Genomic DNA, 21,308 nt, shown 5'->3' on the forward strand with positions numbered 1-21,308 from the left:
GGCGGCGGATGGCGGCAGGAATCGTCCCGACGCCACGGGAACCCAGCGCGGCCCGCTGACGTGTACCGCGCCGCGGGATAACCGACCACCCACCCCACCGGGAACGTTCCCGTCCACGACGGCGCCACGGCCCCCAACGGCCCCGTGCACGCCCGATCCCCACGCAGCGTAACCCCGGGGCAGGGTGCGCGGATGAGCCACCGCCAGCCGACATGCAACGCTCTTACCGCACCCCACCCACCCCAGAACCCCAGGAAAGTAACAGAAAGTAACCGCCACCGGGGCGGTGGCGGGCCCTCAGATCCCGGCCTAGACGGACAAAGGCGACACCCAAAACAAGATCGTTCCCAGCACGCCAACGCGAAATGCGCACACCATGCGCACACCAACCCGATTTGATCTTGTCAAAATGATCTTTGACTTTGTAAAACCGCAGGTCAGGGGCTATCTGTCTGGAGCCGGCGAGGGGACTCGAACCCCTAGCCGCTCGATTACAAGACAGAATACCGCATACCGGAGCATACCGGGCCGTGCTACAAAATCCGAGGTCGCGGCCTTTTCCGTGCCGGAACGTGCCGGCAGATGCTGCGCCGTGCCGGAGCATCCGCGCACACAATGCGCACACATGCCCCGGCGGGCCCATGAAATAAAGATCATACTGTCACCTATCGGATGCGAAAGCACTTCGATTACATTGGGTAGTCGATCCGCGGCCAGGGTGGTCGGCTCTCTGGACGCGGGCGGAGAAGGGGCCGGCGTAGAGGCCGGCGGTGGGTTCGATGAGCCAGCGGCTGAGGACGCCGCCGTCGGATAACCCCCAACGTGGGCCGCATCGCCGGTGCGACGCGATTTTACAGTCTGCGTGGAACATCAAAACATGCGCCAATATACGACTCGGCGAGGTACGCGGATGCAGAAGTAGATTTTGTGACGGCTTCCAGTTCACCGCGCTGCCTGCGCACGTCAAAGTCGCTCGCGCCCGGCGCGCAGTGCAGCATGGTGGTCATCCAGTAGGAGAAGTGCTGTACCCGCCAGACCCGGTCCAGCGCCTGCGTGCCGTAATCGTCAAGAAGGTTCCGGTCGCCCTTGGCGACGACGCGCTCGATGACCTCAGCGAGCACGCGGGCGTCGGCTAGGGCCAGATTTAGTCCCTTAGCCCCGGTGGGCGGGACCGTATGCGCGGCGTCCCCGGCGAGCACCATCGAGCCATAGCGCATTGGCTCGCACACAAAGCTGCGGAACGGGAGCACGGACTTCTCGATGACCGGCCCCTCCCTCAGCCCAAAACCGTCACGGCCGTGCACGCGGTCCTGTAGCTCGGCCCAGATTCGCCCGTCAGACCAGTCGGCGGGATCCTCGGCGGGGTCGCACTGGAAGTACAGGCGCTGCACGGTGTCGCTGCGCTGGCTGACCAGTGCGAACCCGCGCTCGGAGTGGGTATATACCAGCTCTGGCGCGCTGGGCGGGGCCTCGACGAGGACACCGAACCAGGCGAACGGGTACTCCCGGAAATAGTGGGTCCGCGCCCGCTCGGGCACCGAGCCGCGACAGACCCCACGCGAGCCGTCCGCGCCGACGAGGACGTCGCAGCGGACCTCATGGTCGACCCCGTCAGCGTCAGCGAACAGAATCCCTGGGCGGTCGCGGGCCAGGTCGACCACGCGAGCGTCGGTGACGCCGAAGCGGATGTCGCCGCCGTCGCGGACCCGAGCGTCGGCTAGATCAGCGAACACTGCGGTCTGCGGGTAGAGCCAGACGCGTCCGCCCACCAGCGCCTCGAAGTCGATGCGGTGGCTTTCGCCGCCGAAGCGCAACTCGATGCCGCCGTGCGGGGTGCCGCGGCTGTGCACTTGGTCGGATACGCCGGACTCGGCGAGCAACCGGGCGCTGCCCTCCTCGAGGATGCCCGCGCGGGGCGTGCACTCGATCCGCTGCCGGGTGCGGATGTCCACCGCGACCGAGTCGATCCCGGCGCGGGCCAGCAGGTGCGCGAGCATCAGCCCGCATGGCCCCGCACCCACGATGCCCACGGTCGTCCGGATCAGACGTGCTGCCATGGCGGTCCTCTCTACTCGGTCGCGACGTTAAAGGATCAGGGGCGTTCGCCACACGGGGTGACCAGGCAAGAGCCAACATTGGTCAACCCTATGCGCTGCAGAGGACATCCGAGAGCCATGATTGTCGAGCACTCCGAGAGACGGTGTCGGCGTGGGGAAATCGTGCAACGCGATGACAATCTCCAAGCGAAATCCTACGCAGGACTGAATCCCGTGACGGTGCACGCACCTATCCGATCGGCAGCGTCAAGGCCCCGACAATGCGGCCCGAAAGCTGGCCGAAAATCACTGTCGACTAAGATCGAACCAAGACTGTCGCGGGTTCAGTTGCAGCGCATATTTCCCACAGATGACGTCGCTGGCACCACCATCGGCGACATCATCTGCTTCGAGGTCGCCCTACGAAGGCCTCATCCGCGAAAATTTCACCCGCGACGCGGAACTCCCGGTTCGTCGGCTCCCTCGCGAGCGCGCTAGCCACCAACGGCGCTTCTTCCGTGGTCTCTCGCTACGATCCCCGGACTCCGTCGGGCAGGGATTGCCTAGTGTCGGATCCGCCAACGTCGACCTGCCCAAGCGGGGCGAGTCACGCCCGTGACCAGCATGTTTGGCATCGCCAAAGCGGGCGAACGTTGTCGGAAGCGGCACTACTAGTTGCCCGACGCACAGGGCAACCGGGCAACCCTTGTCCTGTCCTGTGATCTTTTAGATGGTGATTCCCAAGTTCTGATTCGCGAAGACTGGAGGCACGGGATGGCCGGAGCACACGATGTCCCGTCCGTCGAGGACCGGCGGGTCAGAACGGAGTGCGAACTTATGCGCGTGGCGGCGCTGCTGCCGGGAGACTCGCCGCGCTTGGGAGGGGAGGACTCTGAGGACGTTCGGGTGCTGGCGATGGGTGGGGGCGAGTTCCCACCCATCACGGTGCGCCGGGAGACGATGCGAATGGTCGGCTGGATGGGCCGGCAGCTGACGCGGGTGGAGCCCAGCGACGCTGCGGCCCGGGTACTGGACTTCTCCGGTAGCGCCAACGACGCGTCCTTCTACGCGGTGAAGGCGACCGTCGAACAGGAGCTGCCGTTGAGCCGGGAGGAGCGCGCTTCTGCCCCACGGCGGATCATCGGCAGCTTCCCACCGATGTCGGGCCGGACGCTGGCGCGGGTGACTGGCCCGGCCCAACAGACCGTAGCCCGGCCGCGACGAGAGTTGCCCGGGGCTCAGCGTGTGGCCCAGGTGGGGGTCGACGGCCGGGTATGGCTGGCGGATACCACCGCGAACCGTCGCGCGGCTGAAGGGAACCTGCGCCGTAACCCGGGTGCCTCACTGCGGCAGGTCGCGCGTGGCGAGGATCTCCCAGTCGACCACGCAGGATGTGCGGCCGCGAGCGCTGGCCGCGATGCCGGAGTCAGCCCCGGCAGTCCAGGAGCCCGTGAGCGCCGACCCCGGCTGGGCACTGGGTCTACCCGGCGCGGTACATCAAGACCGGGCGGCTGCTGGTGCGCTGGCTGCGGCCCTAGGCAGCGCGGAAGTAAGGCGCGATCGCCAACGGGTTCCCCGGGCACTGCGCGCAGATCGCCGCGCGGGCGGTGCGGGCGTGCCTGACCGACTTAGAGGAGTTGGCCGCCTACCTGAACCTGGGTGTTTGACCGCACTACAACGCGCAGTCGAACCCCCTTCACAGACCTGCGACACCCGACGCCCACGGATGGAGTCCGCATGCACTTGGTCGATCGAGCGGCAAGTAACGGCCGTGCACCCGACGAGCGGCTGCGGGAGTTCGCCACGGCACCCCCGCACACGCGGATGCTGGTGTGCGCGGACGGGTCGACGACCGTGCTGCTCGAAGCGCTGATCGGGGCGCGGCTAAGCGTGCAAGTCACCAGGCAACGGAAGGTCAGCGCGGGGGATGTTCCAGAGATCGGCTGCCACCTCCTAGGTGTGGAACCCGAGGAGATCGTGGTCGACCGGATCTCTCGCATCCTCACCCCCGCCGACGACGTCATCAGCGTCAACCGGGTGGTGATCGGCGGCCCGGGCGCGGCCCGCTTAATACCACCGGACGAAGAGCTGCTCGGCCCGCACCTGCGCCGGATCGGTGTGACCGCCCGGCGCGATCCGCTGGGTGCCGCGCGCGGCACCTGGCCGCTGGGTGGGAACAGGGGCGAGTGCGTGAGCAAGGAGTACGTCATCGATTGCGGGTTCGCGGGCCGGGTGTATGTGCACGAGCGGTTCAACCCCGGCTTCGTCCCCCTGGGAGAAGGTGTGCGGTGAAGCGGGCACTGATCACCGGAATCACCGGACAGGACGGCTCGTACCTCGCCGACCTGTTGCTGCACAAGGGCTACGAGGTGCACGGGGTCGTGCGGCGCTGCTCGACGTTCAACACGCGCAGGCTCGACCACATCTACCGGGACCCGCACGACGCGGGCAGACGGCTGTTCCTGCACTACGGCGACGTCAGCGACGCCAGCAGGCTGGTCACGCTGCTGGCCAAGGTGCGCCCAGACGAGGTGTACAACCTGGCGGCGCAGTCGCACGTGCGGGTGAGCTTCGACGAGCCGGAGAATACCGGCGACATCACCGGCATGGGCACAACCCGGCTGCTGGAGGCGATCCTGATGTCGCGGCCAGAGACCCGGTATTACCAGGCGTCGTCGTCGGAAATGTTCGGTGCCACTCCCCCTCCGCAGGACGAGAGCACGCCGTTCCACCCGCGCAGCCCCTACGGCGCGGCGAAGGTCTACAGCTACTGGATGACCCGCAATTACCGCGAGGCGCACGGCATGTTCACGGTCAACGGGATCCTGTTCAACCACGAGTCCCCGCGCCGCGGCGAGACGTTCGTGACCCGCAAGATCGCGCGGGCGGCTGCGCGTATCGCCCGAGGCCTGGAGAACCGGGTGTACTTGGGCAACCTGGATGCGATCCGCGACTGGGGGTATGCGCCGGAGTACGTCGAGGGCATGTGGCGGATGCTGCAGCTCGACGAGCCCGACGACTACGTGCTCGCCACCGGCGTAGCGACCACGGTGCGCGAGTTCGCCGAGCACTGCTTCGGGCACGTCGCCCTGGACTGGCGCGACCACGTGGCGCACGACAGCGCCTACCTGCGCCCGTCCGAGGTGGACGCGCTGGTTGGCGACTCCGGCAAGGCCGAGGCTGCGTTCGGCTGGACCGCGCAGACCAGGGCAGGCGACCTAGCACGGATCATGGTCGAGGCCGAGTTGAAGCACCTGGAGACCGCCAAGGCCCCGCTCGCGGCCGTGCCCGAGCAGATGGGCCGGTGACCGCCGGGCGCGCCGGGTGGCGCGTGGAGCTAGACCGGCGGGCGGCGCCGGGCCCGGCCCGGCGTCTGCGGCATCCGATCCGGACGACATTCCCCACCACGGGAAGCCTGCGCGCCCGGCGGCACCGGGGCGTGGGCAGGCCGTCGACGACGCGGACCTTCTGGGGGCAGCCGATGACCATCGCGCTGCCCGAAGAGGTATCGATCGCGCTGCGCCGCAACGGGTTCGTCGACTACGACCTAACCGCATACCTGCTGGGCCATCTCAGGCCGGGCGCGACGGTGCTGGATGTGGGTGCACACATCGGCTACTACACACTGCTCACCAGTGCGCTGGTCGGCCCGACTGGCACGGTGGTCGCGTTCGAGCCGACACCATCGACGCTGTCGGTCCTGCGCCGTAACGCTGCGCGATGCCTCAACACCACGGTCGTGGCGGCCGCGGTGTGGTCGGCGCAGACGGAGCTGGCGTTCCAGGACCACGGTCTGGGCTACAGCGCGTACAACTCGGCATTCGAGGCGCGGTTGCCCGGAGCGGTGCGCGAGCGCATCCCGACCGAGTCGCTGGCGGTTCGCGCGGTGGCGCTCGACGACCATGTGCGCGAGCACCGTCTGGCCCCGGACTTCGTCAAGATCGACGCGGAGAGCGCGGAGGCGCATGTGCTCGCCGGGATGTGCGGGGTACTCGCCGAGCACCGGCCCGTGCTGTCGCTGGAGGTGGGCGACTTGGACGTGGCAGGCGTGCCGAGCAGCCGGGAGCTAGTGGACCAGGTGGTCGCCGCGAGCTACCGGCCCTGGGAGCTGCGCCGCGGCGAGCTGGTGCCGCACGTGCCTCGGGACGCCTACGAGTACCAGAACCTGATCTTCACGCCGACCGACCGTCGGAAGGACTGAGCACATGCACGACCTGATCATCCGCAACGGCACCGTGGTTGACGGCTCCGGCATCCCCGGCCGCCTGGCCGATGTCGCGGTCGACGAGGGCGTGATCACCCGGGTGGGCAGGCTGCGCGGCGAGCGCTGCAGCACGGAGATCGACGCCGAGGGCAGATTGGTCGTGCCCGGGTTCGTCGACATCCACACGCACTTCGACGGTCAGGTCAGCTGGGATCCGCAGCTGACGCCGAGCTGTTGGCACGGCGTGACTTCGGTGGTCATGGGCAACTGCGGGGTTGGGTTCGCCCCGGCCCATCCGGACCGGCAGGACTGGCTGATCGGGCTGATGGAAGGCGTGGAGGACATCCCGGGCGCGTCCCTGTCGGAGGGCATCACCTGGGAGTGGGAGACCTTCCCGGAGTACCTGGACGCGGTGTCGGGGGTGTCCCGGGCGATCGACGTGGCCGCCCAGGTTCCGCACGGCGCGCTGCGCGCCTACGTCATGGGCGAGCGCGGGGCGAACAACGAGCCCCCGACCGAGGACGACCTGCGCCGCATGTGTGACCTGGTCCGCGAAGGCCTGGCGGTGGGCGCGATCGGGTTCTCCACCTCGCGCACACTGACCCACCTGGCCATCACCGGCCGCCCAGTGCCTGGCACGTTCGCCACCGAGGACGAACTGTTCGCCCTGGGTGGGGTGCTCGGCGAGGCCGGCACAGGCGTGTTCCAGCTGGTGCCGCTGGGCGCGGGCGGAGAGAAGGTGGACGACCCGTTCGGGGAGATCAAGTGGATGCGCAGGCTGTCCGCGGCGGTGGGCAGGCCGATCACGTTCGGACTGTTCCAGAACGACAACGACCCCGATGGGTGGCGCGAGCTGCTTCAGATCGCCGAGGACGCGGTCGCATGCGGCGCGGATCTACATGCGCAGGTGGCGGGCAGGCCGTTCAGCGTGATCATCAGCCTCGACTCGACGCATCCGTTCCACAAGCGTCCTTCGTACAAGAGGATCGCGCACCTGCCCGCGGCGAAGCGCCGGGTGGCCATGCGCGACCCGCGGCTGCGCGAGCGGATCCTCGGAGAGTCACCGGAGAACCCCGACCCGCGGTCGGCGCTATTCCTGCAGGGCTACGAGCGGCACTTCCCGATGGACTCTCTGTCGCCGAACTACGAGCCCGCTGCCGAGGAGAGCTTTGACGCGATCGGCAAGCGGAGCGGGCAGAGCCCCGAGGGGTTGATCTATGACTTCCTCACCTCGGAGAAGACCAGCGGGATGGTCTTCCGCCCGCTGCTGGGATACTCCGAGTTCACCCTAGACCCGATCCGGGAGATGCTCCTGCACCCGCAGGTGGTGCTAGGCCTGAGCGACGCGGGCGCGCACTGCAGGCTTATCTGCGACGCCAGCACCCCAACGTCCATGCTCACGCACTGGGTCCGCGACCGCGACCGCGGTGAGCGTCTGCCGCTGGAGTACGTGGTACGCAAGCAGACCTTCGAGCCCGCGCAGCTTTACGGCCTGTGCGACCGCGGCTTGCTGCGGCCTGGCTACCGCGCCGACATCAACATCATCGACCTGGACCGGCTCACACTGCGCGCCCCGGAATTCGTGCACGACCTGCCGGCGAGCGGCGGCAGGTTGGTCCAGCGCGCGGACGGCTACGACTACACGATCGCCGCGGGCCAGGTGACCTACCGCGACGGCAAATGGACCGGTGCGCTGCCCGGCAAGCTCGTGCGCGGTACCCGCTCCGGCCCGGTCGTGCTCTGAGACCCCGAATAGCACCGATGAGCGCAAGGAACGTATTTCGGAAAGGGGACCGCACCGTGACCGACGTCGTCGGAGGGCTCCGGCTCGACACCTCGGTGGAGCTATTGGCCCGCGGCAGGTTCGTCGACGCCACACTCTCCGAAGAGGACTATGTGATCGCCCGCGACCGATTGGTCGAGGGCGCCTATCCCGTGTTCGGTGAACGAGGGAAAGGCGCGCGCGTCTGGGACGTAGATGGCAACGAGTACCTGGACTTCATCCTCGCCTACGGCACCGTAATCCTCGGCCACGCCGACCCGGCAGTGACCGCAGCGGCACAGCGCGAGATTGCCGACGGCTTCTCCATTAGCCTACGCAAGCGGGCGCACGTGGAGCTGGCCGAGAAGCTAGTGGAGATCATCCCGGGCTCCGAGCGGGTGTTCCTACTCAAGACCGGGTCCGACGCCACCAGCGCCGCAGTGCGGCTCGCCCGCGCCTACACCGACCGAGACCGGGTGATCCGGTGGGGCTACAACGGCTGGCACGACTGGGCCGCGCAGCGCCCCGGCGGCATCCCGGGCCCGGTGCAAGGGTACGTGGACACGTTCCAGTACAACGACCTGGACAACCTGCGCGCGGTGTTCGAGCAGCATCCGGGCGAGGTGGCCTGCCTTCTGCTGATGCCGTTTGAGCTCGACGCTCCCGGGCCCGGGTTCCTGCAGGGCGCGGTCGACCTGGCGCACGAGCACGATGCCCTGGTCGTGTTCGACGAGATGCGGTCCGGGTTCCGGATGGCGCTAGGCGGCGCGCAGGAGCTCTACAGGGTGCGCGCCGACCTGGCGACATTCAGCAAGGCGATGGCCAACGGCTGGGCGGTGTCCGCGCTGACCGGACGCGCCGACGTCATGGCGATGGTGGGCAAGACCCACATCTCCTCCACGTTCTACTCCAACAGCGTATCCATGGCCGCCGCACTGGCAACAATCGGTGAGCTAGAAGACGGTGTGAAGCTGGCCCACGTGCAGGTCATGGGCTCACGGCTGCAGGACGGACTGGCAGAGCTCGCCGACAGGCACGGCCTGCCCGCGCGGGTACGCGGTATGCCGCAGATGCCGTTCTTCGAGTTCACCCACCCGGAGCCAGGGCGCTCGCGGGTGCTGCAGGACGCATTCTTCGCCGAGACGACCCGGCGCGGGGTGCTGCTGCACCCGACGCACCACTGGTTCATCTGCGCGGCGACCACCAACGAGGACATCGAGCACGTCCTAGCCGCGGCGAACGAGGCGATGACCGTAGCGGCGAGGTCGGCATGAGCGTGGGCACCGAGCGGGACCTGCGCACCTTGGTCCGGGTCTGGCTGGCCCGACGCCTCGGCGAGGACGAGGCGCTGGCCTGGCTCGGCGACGCCGACCCGCTGGCCCCGGCCGGAGTCGACTCGGTGCTGCTGATCGGAGTCGTGGGCGAGCTGGAGGAGAAGCTGGGCGTCGTGCTGGCCGACGACGCGGTGCTCGAGGAGGCATCAATCAATTCCCTGGCTTTGGCGCTGAGCCGGGGTGAGCGGACATGACAACGGCGATCACCGGGCTGGGCGTGTGCAGCCCCGGCGGCGTCGGGGTCCCCGCGCTGTGGGAGGCCCTGGCCACCGGGCACGCGCACCGGCCCGCCGTGGCGGAGTTCGACGTCGAGGGCGCGACGCTGCGGTCGGCGGGCCGCGTGCCCGGACACGACACCGACGGGGCGTGGCGGACGCTGGACCTGGCCGAGACCGCGGTCCGCGAGGCCGTGGAGGGCCTAGACGAGGAACTGGTGCGGGAGACGGCGCTGGTGCTGGGGACCACCGACCCGGGCGTTGTCCTGCCCGGCAGGTTCGCGGGCGACCTGGCGGCGGCGTGCGCGCAGCGGACCGGGCTCGGTGGGGAGGCAATCACGGTCGCCAACGCGTCGGCGTCCGGGGCCGCGGCGATTGGCGTGGCCCGTGACCTGGTAGCTGCAGGCGAGGCCAGGGTTGCGGTGGTCGGCGGCGCGGACGCCATCACCGACCTGGCGTTTCTCGGACTGAACTCGCTGCGCACCCTCGGCCCGAACGGGTGCAGGCCGTTCAGCGCGCAGCGGCGCGGGATCGGCCTGTCCGAAGGCGCGGCCGTGCTGCGGATCGAGCGCCTAGACGACGACACCGCGTGCACACCGCTCGCGGTGCTGACCGGGTGCGGGCTCACCAACGCCACCGGGCACCTAGCCGCGCCGGGAGCGGACGGGATCGAGCTGGCGGTGCGGATGGCGCTCGACGACGCCGGGATCGAGCCCAACGAGGTCGACTTCGTCAACACCCACGGCCCCGGCACACGGCGCGGCGACAACGCCGAGGCCGACGCGCTGCGGTCGGTGTTCGGCGACGCGCTGCCCGGCATCCCCGTCAACAGCGTCAAGGGCGTGCTCTGGCACCTGCAGGGCGGGGCGGGCGCGGTGGAGGCGGTGGCATGCGTGCTGTCGCTTGTGCACGGGGCCATCACTCCGACCTGGGGGTCCGAGCCCATCGACCCCGCCTTCGCCGATCTGGACCTGGTCGGCGGCGACGCCCCACGGCACGTCCCCGGGCTGCGCACTGCGCTGACGATCTCGTGCGGACTGGGCGGGATGAACACCGCACTCGTGTTGAGGAGGCCCTAATGAGCGACGCGGACTCCGTGGTCGTCACCGCGGCCAGCTCGCGCCCTGTGGACGCGGCCGAGCTATGGGCTGCGCACGCCGCGGGGCAGGACGGCTGGCACCGGGTCAACGCCGAGAGCCGGGAGCTGCCCGAGCGGGTCGCCGCAGTGGCGGGCGACGCACTGGCCACCGGCCCGGAACCGGCGCTGACCGGGTGCGTGATCGGCTCGGTCTACGGGTCGGGCCACGTCGCGGAGACCATCCGCGCCCGACTCGACGCGGGCGCCCGCTCGTCGCTGGCACCGGAATCGTTCCTTTACTTCAATCCGCACGGTATGACGTCGCTGCTGTGCTTGCGGCACAGGCTGCGCGGGCACAGCGCGACGCTGATCGGCCCAGGCGCGGGCATGCAGGCGCTGGCGCTGGCCGGGCGCAGACTGCGGCTCGGCAAGGACACCGCGCTGCTATGCGGCGCATACGAGGTGCTGAGCCCGCGCGCGGCCGAGGCGCTGGGCGCGCCCGAGTCTGGCGGGTGGGCGGCGTTCCTGGTGCTGGAAACCGAGGAGTCGGCCCGCAGCCGGGGCGCGCGTGTGCTCGCCGAGGTCGGCCCGGTCCAGCGGGGCCCGGTGACCGCGACCGGGGATGTCCGGGCAACCGCTGCCCTGGCGGCGATCGCCGACGCGATCGGCGGTGCCGGGTCGATGACAGTCATCGGCGCGGGCAGGCCGCACGGCTACACGTGCGCGGTGGCGGTAGCGGCATGAGCGAGACCCTGCTCGACGTCATCCGTGCGCACTCCAGCCACCGCCCCGCCCTTGTCGACCGCGACAAGACGCTGACCTACGCCGACCTCGCCGCCGCCGTCGAGGCGCGGGTCAAGGACCTGCGTGCGGCCGGTCTTCGGCCCGGGACCCGGGTCGCGCTGACCATGACCACACGCGCCGAGTCCGTTGTGGACTTCGCCGCGCTGACCGCCGGGCTCGCCGCCGTGCTGGTGCTCCAAGAGCGGGCCGGGGACCAAGAGAAGGCCGCCGCGATGGCGGACTTCCACGCCGAGATCGTCCTGGACGCCGCGGGCCTGCGCAGGCGGCTACCCGCTGGGTCGACCGGCGGCGACCCAGCGTTCGCGGTAAGCAGCTCCGGCACCAGCGGCAGGCCGAAGGTCATCTCCCGCGAGTGGGCGGGCACACTGGCCAACTCGGCCGCCTTCGCTCGCACTTTCGGCATCGGCCCCGGCGACGTTGTGCTCACCACCAGTCCGCTCGGGCACAGCTACGCCATCGAGGCGGGCACCCTGGCGGTGCTGTCCACCGGGGCGTGCCAGTTGGTGCCGGACGGACCGCTGACCTCGGCGCGCGCGAAGCTGCTGGTTCGCAAGGAGAAACCGACGATCCTTCAGAGTGTGCCGGTCGTCCTGGACTGGTGGGGCCGCGGCGGCGTACAGCACGAGGCGACATGGCGCAAGTGCGTGAGCGCGGGCGAGGCCTTGCCCGCGGCCACGGCGCAGCTGTGGACCGGGGCGGACGTGCCCTGCCACAACCACTATGGCAACTCCGAGCTGGGCCAGCTGACTCTCAACCCCGACGGCGCGACCGGCGGCGTCGGGCCGCCGCTGCCCGGGGTCGGGCTGCGCGCCGGGACCACCGAGCCCGGCCCGGTGCTGGCCCGCTTCCCCGGGCTGTCCCCGGTCCGCATGGTCGACGGCGAGCCGACCCAGCTGGCCGACAGGAGCGGCTGGGTCGACACCGGCGACCTCGGCGTGCTCGGCGACGCCGCGCTGCGGCTGACCGGCCGCGCCGACCTGACCATCAACGTCGGCGGCAACAAGGTCTCCCCCGTCGAGGTAGAGGAGGCGTTGCGCAGCTTGCCCGGCGTGCGCGACTGCGCCGTCATCGGCAAGGGCGAAACCGGGGCACGCCAGGTGTGGGCCTACGTCGAGGCCGCCGCCGACGAGTTCGACGCGGCCGTGCTGCGGCGCCGGGCGGGCGAGCTGCTGACCCCGCACAAGGTGCCCTCGGTGATCCGCCGGGTCGACGAGCTGCCGCGCACCGGCAGCGGCAAGGTCCGCCGCGGCCTGCTCGTCGACGACCTCAGCTGACCTGCAACACACCCCTTTCAAGGAGGGACACCATGGCCAACAATGCCACCGACGAGCGCGGCGCCGTGCTAGAGATGATCAAGATAGTGCTGGCCGAGCGGCCGCACCTGCCCGAGGGTCTAGACGCCACCACCACCCTCGAGGAGATCGGGATCGACTCGCTCGACCTGATCGTGGTGTTCTCCCGCTTCGAGGAGCGGTGGGGCGTGCCCTACACCGAAGAGGAGACCGACTGGACGGTCTTCGAGACTCTGGGCGCGCTCGCCGACGCCCTGGTTGCCCGGGCGCACGCGGCGGGCAAGGAGCTACGGTGATCGCGGCCGTCCTGCCCCGCTTCGACCAGCGCGGCGCGCTCGGCTGGCACGACCGCGCGCTGGACGGGCTCAACTGCGTGCTGCGCTGCGTCGAGGCGGTGCTACGCTTCCGTGGCCTTGGCCCGCTGGCGGTGGCTAGGGCGCTCAACGGCGCTCTGGACCCCGTCGGCCGCGACCTGGCCAAGGACTTCGACGGCTGCCGGGTGCACTACCGCACCTCATTCGACGACGGCACCCGCAACCTGCCGTTCGTGCTGGAGCGGGTCACCGCGGGCGAGCCGGTCATGGTGCTGCCGGACCGGTTCTACCTACCCGGCGACGTCTACGAGGGCTGCCACCACTTCCACGACCACGCGGTGCTCGCCATCGACTGGTCGGAGCCCGAATCAGTGCTGACCGTTCTCGACACCGACGCCAACCCAGCCAACGGCTTCCGCAGCCGCTGGCGGCTTGACGACACCATCTGCAAGCTGTTCACCTGGGTCGGCACGGTCGAGTTGACCGACGAGCCGGACGAGCGGCCCGCTGCGGAGTACTTCGCCGAGCGGCTCCAGCGCGACAGCTCCCTTTTCGGCACCGGCGCCACCGCGCTCGGCGCGCTGCTGGACGAGCTGACCGAGACCGGCCTGGGCCTAGTCAGCGCGCGGGCGCTACACGTGCTGGTACTCGGCGACATCCAGCCGCAGATGTTCATCTACGGCCACGCCTTGGCCGTCGACGACGACACCCCGCTGCCGCCCGTGCTGGCCGAGGTGCGCGCCGCGGCCCTGGAGGCGCGGGTGCGGGCCAAGCGGCTGGGCATCGGGCTCATCGCCGGGCACGAAGCCGACGACCCGCAGGCCGCCTACCCGCGCGTACTGCAGCTGGCCCGGCCGCTGCGCGCATCGCTGGAGCGGCTGCGCACGGCACTGGTCGCGGCGGGCGGCTTCCCGGGAGAGGACGACCCGACCGCGCTAGACCGTCTCAAGGGCCGCTTCGACCATATCGCCCGCACGTGCTTCCCGTTGGAGGAGAGCGCATGACAGCCGCCCTGGTGACCGGGGCGTCCGGGCCGCTCGGCGCCGGGATCGCCCGTGCCCTGGCCCGCTGCGGGCACGCGGTGGCGGTACACGCCAACAGCAACGCCGCCGCCGTCGAGGAGCTGGCCGACGAGCTGCGCGCCACCGGGACCCCGTCGGCCGCAGTGGTCGCGGACCTCACCGATCCGGCGGCGGGCAACCAAGTCGTGGACCAGGTCGTCGGCGAGCTGGGCGGGCTGGGCGCAGTGGTGCTCAACGCGGGGGTGCACCGGGACCGGCCACTGGTCGCGGCCACCGACGCCGACTTCGACGAGCAGGTCGGGGTCAACCTTGGCGGCACGTTCCGCACGCTGCGCGCCGCGGTGCGCTTCATGGTGCGCACCGCGGGCGGACGCGTGGTGCTGGTGTCCTCGGTCGCGGGCCTGCGCGGGCAGCCGGGGCAGGCCGCGTACGCGGCGAGCAAGGCCGGGCTGCACGGCTTGGCGTACTCGACTGCCCGCGAGTACGGCCGGTTCGGCATCACTTGCAATTGCGTGGCCCCCGGCCTGATCGGCGGCACCCCCGCGCACGACGACCTGCCGGAGAAGGCGCGGAGGTCGGTCGTCGAGCGCACTCCGCTGGGCAGGCCTGCACGGGTCGAGGAGGTCGCGGACGTGGTCGCGTTCCTATGCTCCGCCGCCGCCTCGTACGTCACCGGCCAGGTGATCGCGGTCGACGGCGGCTTGACCGCCTGAACCATCCGCATGAGCGAGCAGGAGGAGATGTGAACGAGCGCGTCCTGTTCTTCCCCTGGGGCTGGGGCGGCGGCGCGGCCTACACCGGGCGCTGCCTGGTACTGGCCGCGGCGCTGGCACGGGCGGGCGACGAGGTGGCATTCGCCGACTGCGGGCTCAGCCTCATGGTGCGCGAAGCGGGCCTGCCGGTTCTTGACTCCGACCCCGAGGCGCCCCGGCCCCGCGACAACCACCCGGTCCCGCCGTACTTGCCCTTCGCCGACGTCGAGCGCGTGTTCGCCGTCGCCGCGACCTACCACCGGGTCGAGCGGGTCCGGGCCAGGGTCGTCGCCGACGCCCGGCTCATCGAGCGGTACCGACCGTCGGTGGTCGTGGTGGACATGTGCCCGACCGCAGCGCTGGCCGCCCGGGCGGCGGGCATTCCCGTGGTGTCGCTGGCCGACGGCGACTTCGTCACCCACCGGGACAACGGCTGGATGCCCTGGTCAACGGTGGCCCCGCGCGACTTGCTGCCGCACCCGTCGAGCATGCCGGTGTGGGACGCGGTGTCCCGGGAGCTGGGCCTAGGCCCGGTCGAGCGCGCCGAGCACTTGCTCTGGGGCGAGGTCACCCTGATCTCCGGCCACCCCGACCTGGAGCCGCCGCTGGGTGGCCCTCCGGTGCGGGGCGACGTGCACTTCACCGGCCCCATGTACTGGAACCCGACTCGCCCGGTCGAGGGCCCGCCCCTGCCGGAGTCAGACCTGCCCCGGGTTTATGTGACCATCGGCAGCGGCGGCACGGTGGGCAGGCAGGCCATGCAGAACATCCTCGACGCATGTGCGAGCCAGCCGTGGGCGGTCTACGTCTCCAGTGGCCTGACCAACACCAGCGACCTGACCGTGCCGAGTAACGTCACCGTCGCCGGGTTCACCGGCCTCGACAAGCCGCTGGCCTGGGCCGACGTCGTGCTGCACCACGGCGGGTCGGCCACGACCCTGGCCACGCTGGCGCACGGCAAGCCCGCTGTGGTGGTCCCGTTCATGTCCGAACAGGAGATGAACGGCCGCCAGATGGTCGAGGGCACCGGCGCCGGAGTGCTGCTACGCACCAGCACCACTACCCCGGGCGGGCGCCTCGCCTTCACCGACAAGTACTCCGGGCCCTCCGCGCAGCCGTGCGCCGGGATCGAGGATGTGCGCCACGGCGTCGCCGAGGTGCTGGGCGAACGGTCGTTCGCCGGCGCCGCGAAGCGGTGGGGCGAGCGGCTGCGACAGCAGGAGCGGGACACCGACCTGGTGGAGCTGGCCCACTCGGTCCTGACTACGAGCGGGGTGGGGGCGTGAGCGCGCTGACCGTGGGCGTCGTCGGCTGCGGCCGGATCGGCGCGATGAACACCGAGCACCTGGACGCGCTGGGCCCGCACCGGCTGGTCTGCGTCGACACCGACGCCGACCGGGCGCGCACCCTGGCTCACAAGGCCGCCGACGCCACTTCTGTCGGGTCGGTGGCCGAGCTGCTGGCCCGCGGCTGCGACGCCGCCCTGGTCACCTCCGCCACCGCCAGCCACCCGGCCCTGGTCGAGGAGCTGGTCGCCGCGGGCGTGCCAGTGTTGTGCGAGAAGCCGCTGGCGACCGACCTGGCCGAGACCGAGCGGCTGGGCGAGCTGGCCGACAGCAGCGGTGTACCGCTGTGGGTGGGCTTCCAGCGGCACTTCGACCCCGGGTTCGCCGACCTGCGCGCCCGCACCATCTCCGGCGAACTGGGTACCGTGCACGTGCTGCGGCTGGCCTCGCACGACATGACCCCGCCGCCCACCGCCCGGCTGCGCGAGAGCGGCACGGTCTTCACCGACCTGATGCTGCACGACTTCGACCTGGTCCGGTGGCTCACCGGGCGGTCGGTCACCCGGGTTAGTGCGGACGGCGGCGCGCTGTCGCGACCGGAGCTGGCCGAGATCGGCGACTTCGACACGGTCACCGCGATGCTCCACCTCGACGACGGGGCGCTGGCCGTGCTCACCGCCGGGCGCTGGCAGCCGCTGGGCTACGACGTACGCGCCGAGGTGCTGGGCGAGCACGGCAATCTCGTCGCGGGGACGGCCGGGGCGCTGCCTCCCGGCCGCCTGCCCACCCCGCACCACCTCGGCTACTGGGACCGGTTCGCCGACGCCTACCGGGCGCAGGTGGCAGCGTTCCTAGCTGAGGTCGCGGGCGGCACACACGACCCGGCGGCGGGTGGCTGGCGCGACTCGCACACGGCGCTGCGCTGCGCGCTAGCCGCCGAGCGCTCGGCGCGCTCCGGGTCAGCCCCGGTTGCGCCCTGACCCGATAGCAGACCCTGTCAGGCAGCGAAGGGAAGAACTCATGAGCGAGATCCGTGTGGCCATCGTCGGCGTGGGCAACTGCGCCGCGTCTGTGGTGCAGGGCGTGCAGTACTACGCCGACGCCAAGCCCGACGCCAGCGTTCCCGGGCTGATGCACGTCGATTTCGGTGGGTACCACGTGCGGGACGTGCGGTTCGTGGCCGCGTTCGACGTGGACGCGAAAAAGGTCGGGCAGGACCTGGCCTCGGCGATCACCCAGTCAGAGAACAACACGATCCGGATCTGCGACGTGCCCCTACTGGGGGTGACGGTGCAGCGGGGTCCGACCTTGGATGGGTTGGGCCGCTACTACCGGGAGACAATCACCGAGTCCGACGAGGAGTCGGTGGACGTAGTCGCGGCGCTGCACGAGGCGCAGGTAGACGTGCTGGTGTCGTACCTGCCGGTGGGGTCGGAAGAAGCCGACCGCTTCTACGCCTCGTGCGCGTTGGAGGCGGGAGTGGCATTCGTCAACGCCCTGCCGGTGTTCATCACCTCCGGCCCGGAGTGGGCGGCGAAGTTCACTGCGGCCGGGGGGCCCATCATCGGTGACAACATCAAGTCCCAGGTCGGCGCCACCATCACCCACCGGGTGCTGGCTCGCCTGTTCGAGGACCGCGGCGTGCACCTCGAGCGCACTATGCAGCTCAACGTCGGCGGGAACATGGACTTCCGGAACATGCTCGAGCGCGAGCGTCTGGAATCGAAGAAGGTATCCAAGACCCAGTCGGTGACCTCCCAGATCGGACGCACCCTGGGCAGCCAGGACGTCCACATCGGCCCCTCTGACCACGTCCCCTGGCTCGACGACCGCAAGTGGGCGTATGTGCGGCTGGAGGGCCGAGCGTTCGGGGACGTCCCGCTGAACCTGGAGTACAAGCTCGAGGTCTGGGACTCCCCCAACTCCGCAGGCGTTATCATCGGCGCCGTGCGCGCGGCCAAGATCGCGCTCGACCGGGGCATCGGCGGACCGCTCATCGCACCGTCGTCCTACTTCATGAAGTCGCCCCCGGTCCAGTACCGCGACACCGACGCGTGCGAGGCCGTCAACGCCTTCATCGCAGGCACACCGGACACGGTCACACAGCCGATAACGGCACTGTTGAACACAGCAGAGCAGTGATGGCAGGGACACCTGCGCCGGACGCCCCTGTCCGCCACGATGAAGCGAGTCTCTGGCATGTCCAGCACCACCATTGCCGTTCCCGAGCCCGCCGCAGCCCGGATCAGGGAACGGGACTTTCGCCTGCTGTGGATCGGCAGCGGGATCAGCCAGCTGTGCGGGATGGCGACGGTGGTCGCTTTCCCGCTGCTCGCGGCGCAGACCCTGAGCGCGAGCGTGGGCCAGGTCGGGATGATCACCGCGGCCGGCTATCTGCCGTGGCTGCTACTGACCCTGCCTGCTGGGGTGTACAGCGGGCGGCTGGCGCCGCGTACGGTGCTGCTGCTGGCCGACCTGGGCCGAGGCCTGATCGTGGCCATGGTGCCGGTGCTCGCCGCGATCGGGCACCTCGCGCTGTGGCAGCTGTACCTGTCGAACGTGCTGGTCAGCTGCGCGACGGTGTTCTACGAGATCGTGTATCTGTCGATGCCGCCGAAAATGCTGCCGCGAGAGAAGTTGGTGCATGGCAACATCCGGCTGCAGATCGCCCGCGCGGTGTCGCTAGCGTTCGGGCCGACGGTGGCCGGGTTCACCGTGCAGGTGCTCGGCCCAGAGACAGCACCGCTGCTCAATACCGTGGGCTTCGGCGCGTCGGTGGTCACGAACCTGTTGATGCGCTCGCACATCGAGGCTGCCGCCCCGCCCTCGGGCAGGCGCGGGGTGCTAGAGGAGCTGGGCGAGGCGATCCGGTTCATCGGCAAGCAGCCGGTCATCATGGCCTCGATTGCCGGATCGGCGGTGGGCAACTGCTGCTTCGCCGCCTACGAGGCGCTGGTGGTCATCTTCCTAGCCAGCGACGTCGGTCTAGCGGCGGGCACGCTGGGCATGCTGCTCGGGTCGGTGGGCATCGGCGGGCTGATCGGCGCGTTCAGCGCGGGCAAGATCAGCCGGTGGCTGGGCACGGCGCGGGCAGTGTGGCTACCCGCGACGGTCATGGCGCCCGCCGGGCTACTGCTCCCGTTCACCCAGAAGGGGTCCGGACTATTCCTGTTCCTGGCCGGGGCCCTGCTGTTCCACGCCGGGTACGCGGTGTTCACCGTCGGCCAGGCCACCCTGGTGCAGCTGCGCACCCCGGACGATCTCCTCCAGCGGACCGTCGCCTGCGTCCGGTTCATCACCCGCGGCATGCTGTTCGTCGGCGGGCTGGTGGGCGGTGGCCTGGGCAGCGTGTTCGGCCCCCGGGTCGGACTGGCGATCGTGATGTCTATCTGGCTCTGCGCCCCGCTCATCACCGCGGCCTCAAGGTTGCGCACGTGGCGGGACATCCCCCACCTGGAGTGACCCTTGTCCGATTCTTCTGGTTCCACTGTCGACATCGTCATCACCACGATCGGTTCCGGGGAGTTCCTGGAACAGTTCACCGGCACCCTGACCGAGGACGGCGCGCGCCTGGTCGTCATCCCGGACCGCAAGACTCCAGCGGCCCTCTACCAGGCGTGCGACCGGGCCCGGGCCCGCGGCGCGTCGATCGTCGCGCCAGATGTGGAGGAGCAGGACCGGCTGCTGGCCAAGCTCGGTGTGCCGGAGCTGATCCCCTACGACTCCGACAACCGCCGCAACATCGGCTACCTGCTTTCCTACCTCAACGACAGCGCCTTCGCCGTATCGATGGATGACGACAACCTGCCCGTAGACTCCCCGTTCTTCGACGAGCACCGCATCGTCGCCGCGGGCCCCACCGAGCAGCGTGTCGTATCCAATTCGGACGGCTGGTTCAACGCCTGCGATCTTCTCACCGTGGAGCCATGCAGGGTCTTCCCGCGTGGGTTCCCCTACGGGCCAAGGGAAGCATCCACCGAGCTAACCGAGACCACCCGATCGGTGGACGTGCGAGTCAACGCCGGGTTGTGGCTCGACGACCCGGACGTCGACGCGGTCACCCGGCTCGCGGTGCGGCCGCGGGTCACCGGCTACGAGCGGGGGACCGCCGTGCTGGCCGCGGACACGTGGTGCCCGGTGAACTCGCAGAACACCGCCGTGCACCACGATGCGCTGGCCGCGTACTACTTCCTGCGTATGGGCCAGCCGATCTACGGGGCGCCAGTGGAGCGCTTCGGCGACATCTTCAGCGGGTACTTCGTCGCCGCGTGCGCCAAGCACCTCGGACATGCGGTGCGCTTCGGCGGGCCGCTGGTCAACCACGAGCGCAACGCGCACGACCTGCTCAACGACCTGGCGATCGAGCTGCCCGCCATCCGGTTCTTCGACGAGTTCCTCGACTGGCTGGTGGCCCACGAACTAAGCGGGTCGACCTACGCGGAGACGTACGAGTCGCTGAGCTACGGGCTGCAGGACTTCGCCGAGGCCGCGCAGGGCAAGGGGTACACGCCGGAGGCGCGAGCGTTCCTGCACCGCAGCGCACACCATATGCGTACCTATCTGCGAGCCATCCGTGCGATCGACGGCAGCTGAGCGGCCTGTGGGGCCGGCGCGCTGCGCGCCGGCCCCACAGCGACTCACTGCCCGGCCAAGATCTTGCCAACGGTCTCGGCCAAGGACAGATACGTACTGTCGATCCAGGTCCCGGCGCCCGCGAGCTCCGAACGCAGTGCCTCGTCGAGGAATGACCAGTCGTCGGCCAGCTTCTTGTCCCTGGCCGCGATCCGCCCCCCCGCCGCCTCCGGCGTCGGCGCGAGGACCACCAGCCGCAGCGGGAGGTTGGCCAGGTGCTCGAGATAGAAGTCCAGGTGCGCCCGGCGCACCACGACGTCGTCGATCACCGGAACCACCCCGCCCGAGTGGAAGCTGCGGGCCAGCACGGCCGCATTCCGCGCGCGCAACAGCAGCTGCCGGTCGGCCTCCCGATCCTCCTCCGGCGACGGTAGCCGCTTACCGGACACCACAAGGTCGCCGATGTGGTCGCCCTCGATGTGCGCACCCAGCGGAAACCGCCGGGCCAACTCCGCGGCGACTGAGCTCTTGCCCGATCCCGGAATCCCGATGACGAGGAAGACATCGGAGGCCGGGACGGTGTCGACGGCCTGGCCCTGGAACGAGTTCTCCGGCATGCTTCGCAACCTTTCTGGTC

General features: G+C 70.0%; 19 protein-coding genes. 17 read left to right on the top strand and 2 right to left on the bottom strand.

Annotated features, from left to right (window positions below):
- Positions 1–851: 851 nt before the first annotated feature.
- The gene (locus B056_RS0129100; protein WP_026240264.1) at positions 852–2,057 is read right to left on the bottom strand and encodes a 4-hydroxybenzoate 3-monooxygenase; all 1,206 of its coding nucleotides are present in this window, start codon (positions 2,055–2,057) and stop codon (positions 852–854) included.
- Between the two features lie 1,716 nt (positions 2,058–3,773).
- Between B056_RS0129100 and B056_RS0129105 the strand changes: the two genes are divergently transcribed.
- From B056_RS0129105 to B056_RS0129185, 17 genes are read left to right on the top strand one after another with little or no spacing between them, the layout of a single operon-like run.
- Positions 3,774–4,328, top strand: coding sequence for a hypothetical protein (locus B056_RS0129105; protein WP_026240265.1), 555 nt, complete (start codon positions 3,774–3,776; stop codon positions 4,326–4,328).
- Complete coding sequence (gene gmd, locus B056_RS0129110) at positions 4,325–5,344, top strand: GDP-mannose 4,6-dehydratase (protein WP_018505367.1); 1,020 nt, start codon at positions 4,325–4,327, stop codon at positions 5,342–5,344. The genes B056_RS0129105 and gmd overlap by 4 nt, the downstream gene beginning before the upstream one ends.
- 23 nt (positions 5,345–5,367) lie before the next feature.
- Positions 5,368–6,237, top strand: coding sequence for an FkbM family methyltransferase (locus B056_RS0129115; RefSeq protein ID WP_230203247.1), 870 nt, complete (start codon positions 5,368–5,370; stop codon positions 6,235–6,237).
- Positions 6,238–6,241: 4 nt separating this feature from the next.
- Positions 6,242–7,984, top strand: coding sequence for an N-acyl-D-amino-acid deacylase family protein (locus tag B056_RS0129120; protein ID WP_018505369.1), 1,743 nt, complete (start codon positions 6,242–6,244; stop codon positions 7,982–7,984).
- A gap of 56 nt (positions 7,985–8,040) precedes the next feature.
- Positions 8,041–9,276, top strand: coding sequence for an aspartate aminotransferase family protein (locus B056_RS0129125; RefSeq protein WP_018505370.1), 1,236 nt, complete (start codon positions 8,041–8,043; stop codon positions 9,274–9,276).
- Entirely contained in the window at positions 9,273–9,530 is a 258-nt protein-coding gene (locus B056_RS0129130) for an acyl carrier protein (RefSeq protein ID WP_018505371.1), read from the top strand. Before B056_RS0129125 ends, B056_RS0129130 begins: the two co-directional genes overlap by 4 nt.
- On the top strand, positions 9,527–10,630 hold the full coding sequence (locus tag B056_RS0129135) for a beta-ketoacyl synthase N-terminal-like domain-containing protein (RefSeq protein ID WP_020572771.1): 1,104 nt from the start codon (positions 9,527–9,529) through the stop codon (positions 10,628–10,630). Before B056_RS0129130 ends, B056_RS0129135 begins: the two co-directional genes overlap by 4 nt.
- Positions 10,630–11,373 carry a hypothetical protein gene (locus tag B056_RS0129140; protein WP_018505373.1) on the top strand — a complete coding sequence of 248 codons (744 nt, stop codon included), beginning with the start codon at positions 10,630–10,632 and terminating at the stop codon, positions 11,371–11,373. Before B056_RS0129135 ends, B056_RS0129140 begins: the two co-directional genes overlap by 1 nt.
- Positions 11,370–12,707: a class I adenylate-forming enzyme family protein gene (locus B056_RS0129145; RefSeq protein ID WP_035753172.1), complete on the top strand. Its 1,338-nt coding sequence runs from the start codon at positions 11,370–11,372 to the stop codon at positions 12,705–12,707. The genes B056_RS0129140 and B056_RS0129145 overlap by 4 nt, the downstream gene beginning before the upstream one ends.
- Positions 12,708–12,739: 32 nt before the next feature.
- Positions 12,740–13,021: an acyl carrier protein gene (locus B056_RS0129150; protein ID WP_018505375.1), complete on the top strand. Its 282-nt coding sequence runs from the start codon at positions 12,740–12,742 to the stop codon at positions 13,019–13,021.
- Positions 13,018–14,043, top strand: coding sequence for a cysteine peptidase family C39 domain-containing protein (locus B056_RS0129155; protein WP_018505376.1), 1,026 nt, complete (start codon positions 13,018–13,020; stop codon positions 14,041–14,043). Before B056_RS0129150 ends, B056_RS0129155 begins: the two co-directional genes overlap by 4 nt.
- Positions 14,040–14,774, top strand: coding sequence for an SDR family oxidoreductase (locus tag B056_RS0129160; protein WP_018505377.1), 735 nt, complete (start codon positions 14,040–14,042; stop codon positions 14,772–14,774). Before B056_RS0129155 ends, B056_RS0129160 begins: the two co-directional genes overlap by 4 nt.
- 29 nt (positions 14,775–14,803) lie before the next feature.
- On the top strand, positions 14,804–16,099 hold the full coding sequence (locus tag B056_RS0129165; RefSeq protein ID WP_018505378.1) for a glycosyltransferase: 1,296 nt from the start codon (positions 14,804–14,806) through the stop codon (positions 16,097–16,099).
- Positions 16,096–17,079, top strand: coding sequence for a Gfo/Idh/MocA family protein (locus tag B056_RS0129170; protein WP_018505379.1), 984 nt, complete (start codon positions 16,096–16,098; stop codon positions 17,077–17,079). Before B056_RS0129165 ends, B056_RS0129170 begins: the two co-directional genes overlap by 4 nt.
- Before the next feature lie 40 nt (positions 17,080–17,119).
- Complete coding sequence (locus tag B056_RS0129175) at positions 17,120–18,241, top strand: inositol-3-phosphate synthase (RefSeq protein WP_018505380.1); 1,122 nt, start codon at positions 17,120–17,122, stop codon at positions 18,239–18,241.
- Between the two features lie 57 nt (positions 18,242–18,298).
- Positions 18,299–19,561: an MFS transporter gene (locus B056_RS0129180; protein ID WP_018505381.1), complete on the top strand. Its 1,263-nt coding sequence runs from the start codon at positions 18,299–18,301 to the stop codon at positions 19,559–19,561.
- Between the two features lie 3 nt (positions 19,562–19,564).
- Positions 19,565–20,692 (top strand): hypothetical protein, encoded by a 1,128-nt coding sequence (locus tag B056_RS0129185; RefSeq protein WP_018505382.1) that lies wholly within the window; start codon positions 19,565–19,567, stop codon positions 20,690–20,692.
- Between the two features lie 44 nt (positions 20,693–20,736).
- Here the strand turns inward: B056_RS0129185 and B056_RS0129190 are convergent, their stop codons facing one another.
- On the bottom strand, positions 20,737–21,288 hold the full coding sequence (locus B056_RS0129190; protein WP_018505383.1) for an AAA family ATPase: 552 nt from the start codon (positions 21,286–21,288) through the stop codon (positions 20,737–20,739).
- Positions 21,289–21,308 lie beyond the last annotated feature (20 nt).

The organism is Parafrankia discariae (genome assembly GCF_000373365.1).
Taxonomy (GTDB): Bacteria; Actinomycetota; Actinomycetes; order Frankiales; family Frankiaceae; genus Parafrankia; species Parafrankia discariae.

Excerpts from the sequence above, each read along its gene's own strand:
- B056_RS0129175 (WP_018505380.1), top strand. The coding sequence starts at position 17,120 with ATGAGCGAGATCCGTGTGGCCATCGTCGGCGTGGGCAACTGCGCCGCG.
- B056_RS0129135 (WP_020572771.1), top strand. The coding sequence starts at position 9,527 with ATGACAACGGCGATCACCGGGCTGGGCGTGTGCAGCCCCGGCGGCGTC.
- B056_RS0129180 (WP_018505381.1), top strand. The coding sequence starts at position 18,299 with ATGTCCAGCACCACCATTGCCGTTCCCGAGCCCGCCGCAGCCCGGATC.
- B056_RS0129100 (WP_026240264.1), bottom strand. The coding sequence starts at position 2,057 with ATGGCAGCACGTCTGATCCGGACGACCGTGGGCATCGTGGGTGCGGGG.
- B056_RS0129140 (WP_018505373.1), top strand. The coding sequence starts at position 10,630 with ATGAGCGACGCGGACTCCGTGGTCGTCACCGCGGCCAGCTCGCGCCCT.
- B056_RS0129145 (WP_035753172.1), top strand. The coding sequence starts at position 11,370 with ATGAGCGAGACCCTGCTCGACGTCATCCGTGCGCACTCCAGCCACCGC.
- B056_RS0129105 (WP_026240265.1), top strand. The coding sequence starts at position 3,774 with ATGCACTTGGTCGATCGAGCGGCAAGTAACGGCCGTGCACCCGACGAG.
- B056_RS0129120 (WP_018505369.1), top strand. The coding sequence starts at position 6,242 with ATGCACGACCTGATCATCCGCAACGGCACCGTGGTTGACGGCTCCGGC.
- B056_RS0129160 (WP_018505377.1), top strand. The coding sequence starts at position 14,040 with ATGACAGCCGCCCTGGTGACCGGGGCGTCCGGGCCGCTCGGCGCCGGG.
- B056_RS0129150 (WP_018505375.1), top strand. The coding sequence starts at position 12,740 with ATGGCCAACAATGCCACCGACGAGCGCGGCGCCGTGCTAGAGATGATC.
- B056_RS0129190 (WP_018505383.1), bottom strand. The coding sequence starts at position 21,288 with ATGCCGGAGAACTCGTTCCAGGGCCAGGCCGTCGACACCGTCCCGGCC.
- B056_RS0129130 (WP_018505371.1), top strand. The coding sequence starts at position 9,273 with ATGAGCGTGGGCACCGAGCGGGACCTGCGCACCTTGGTCCGGGTCTGG.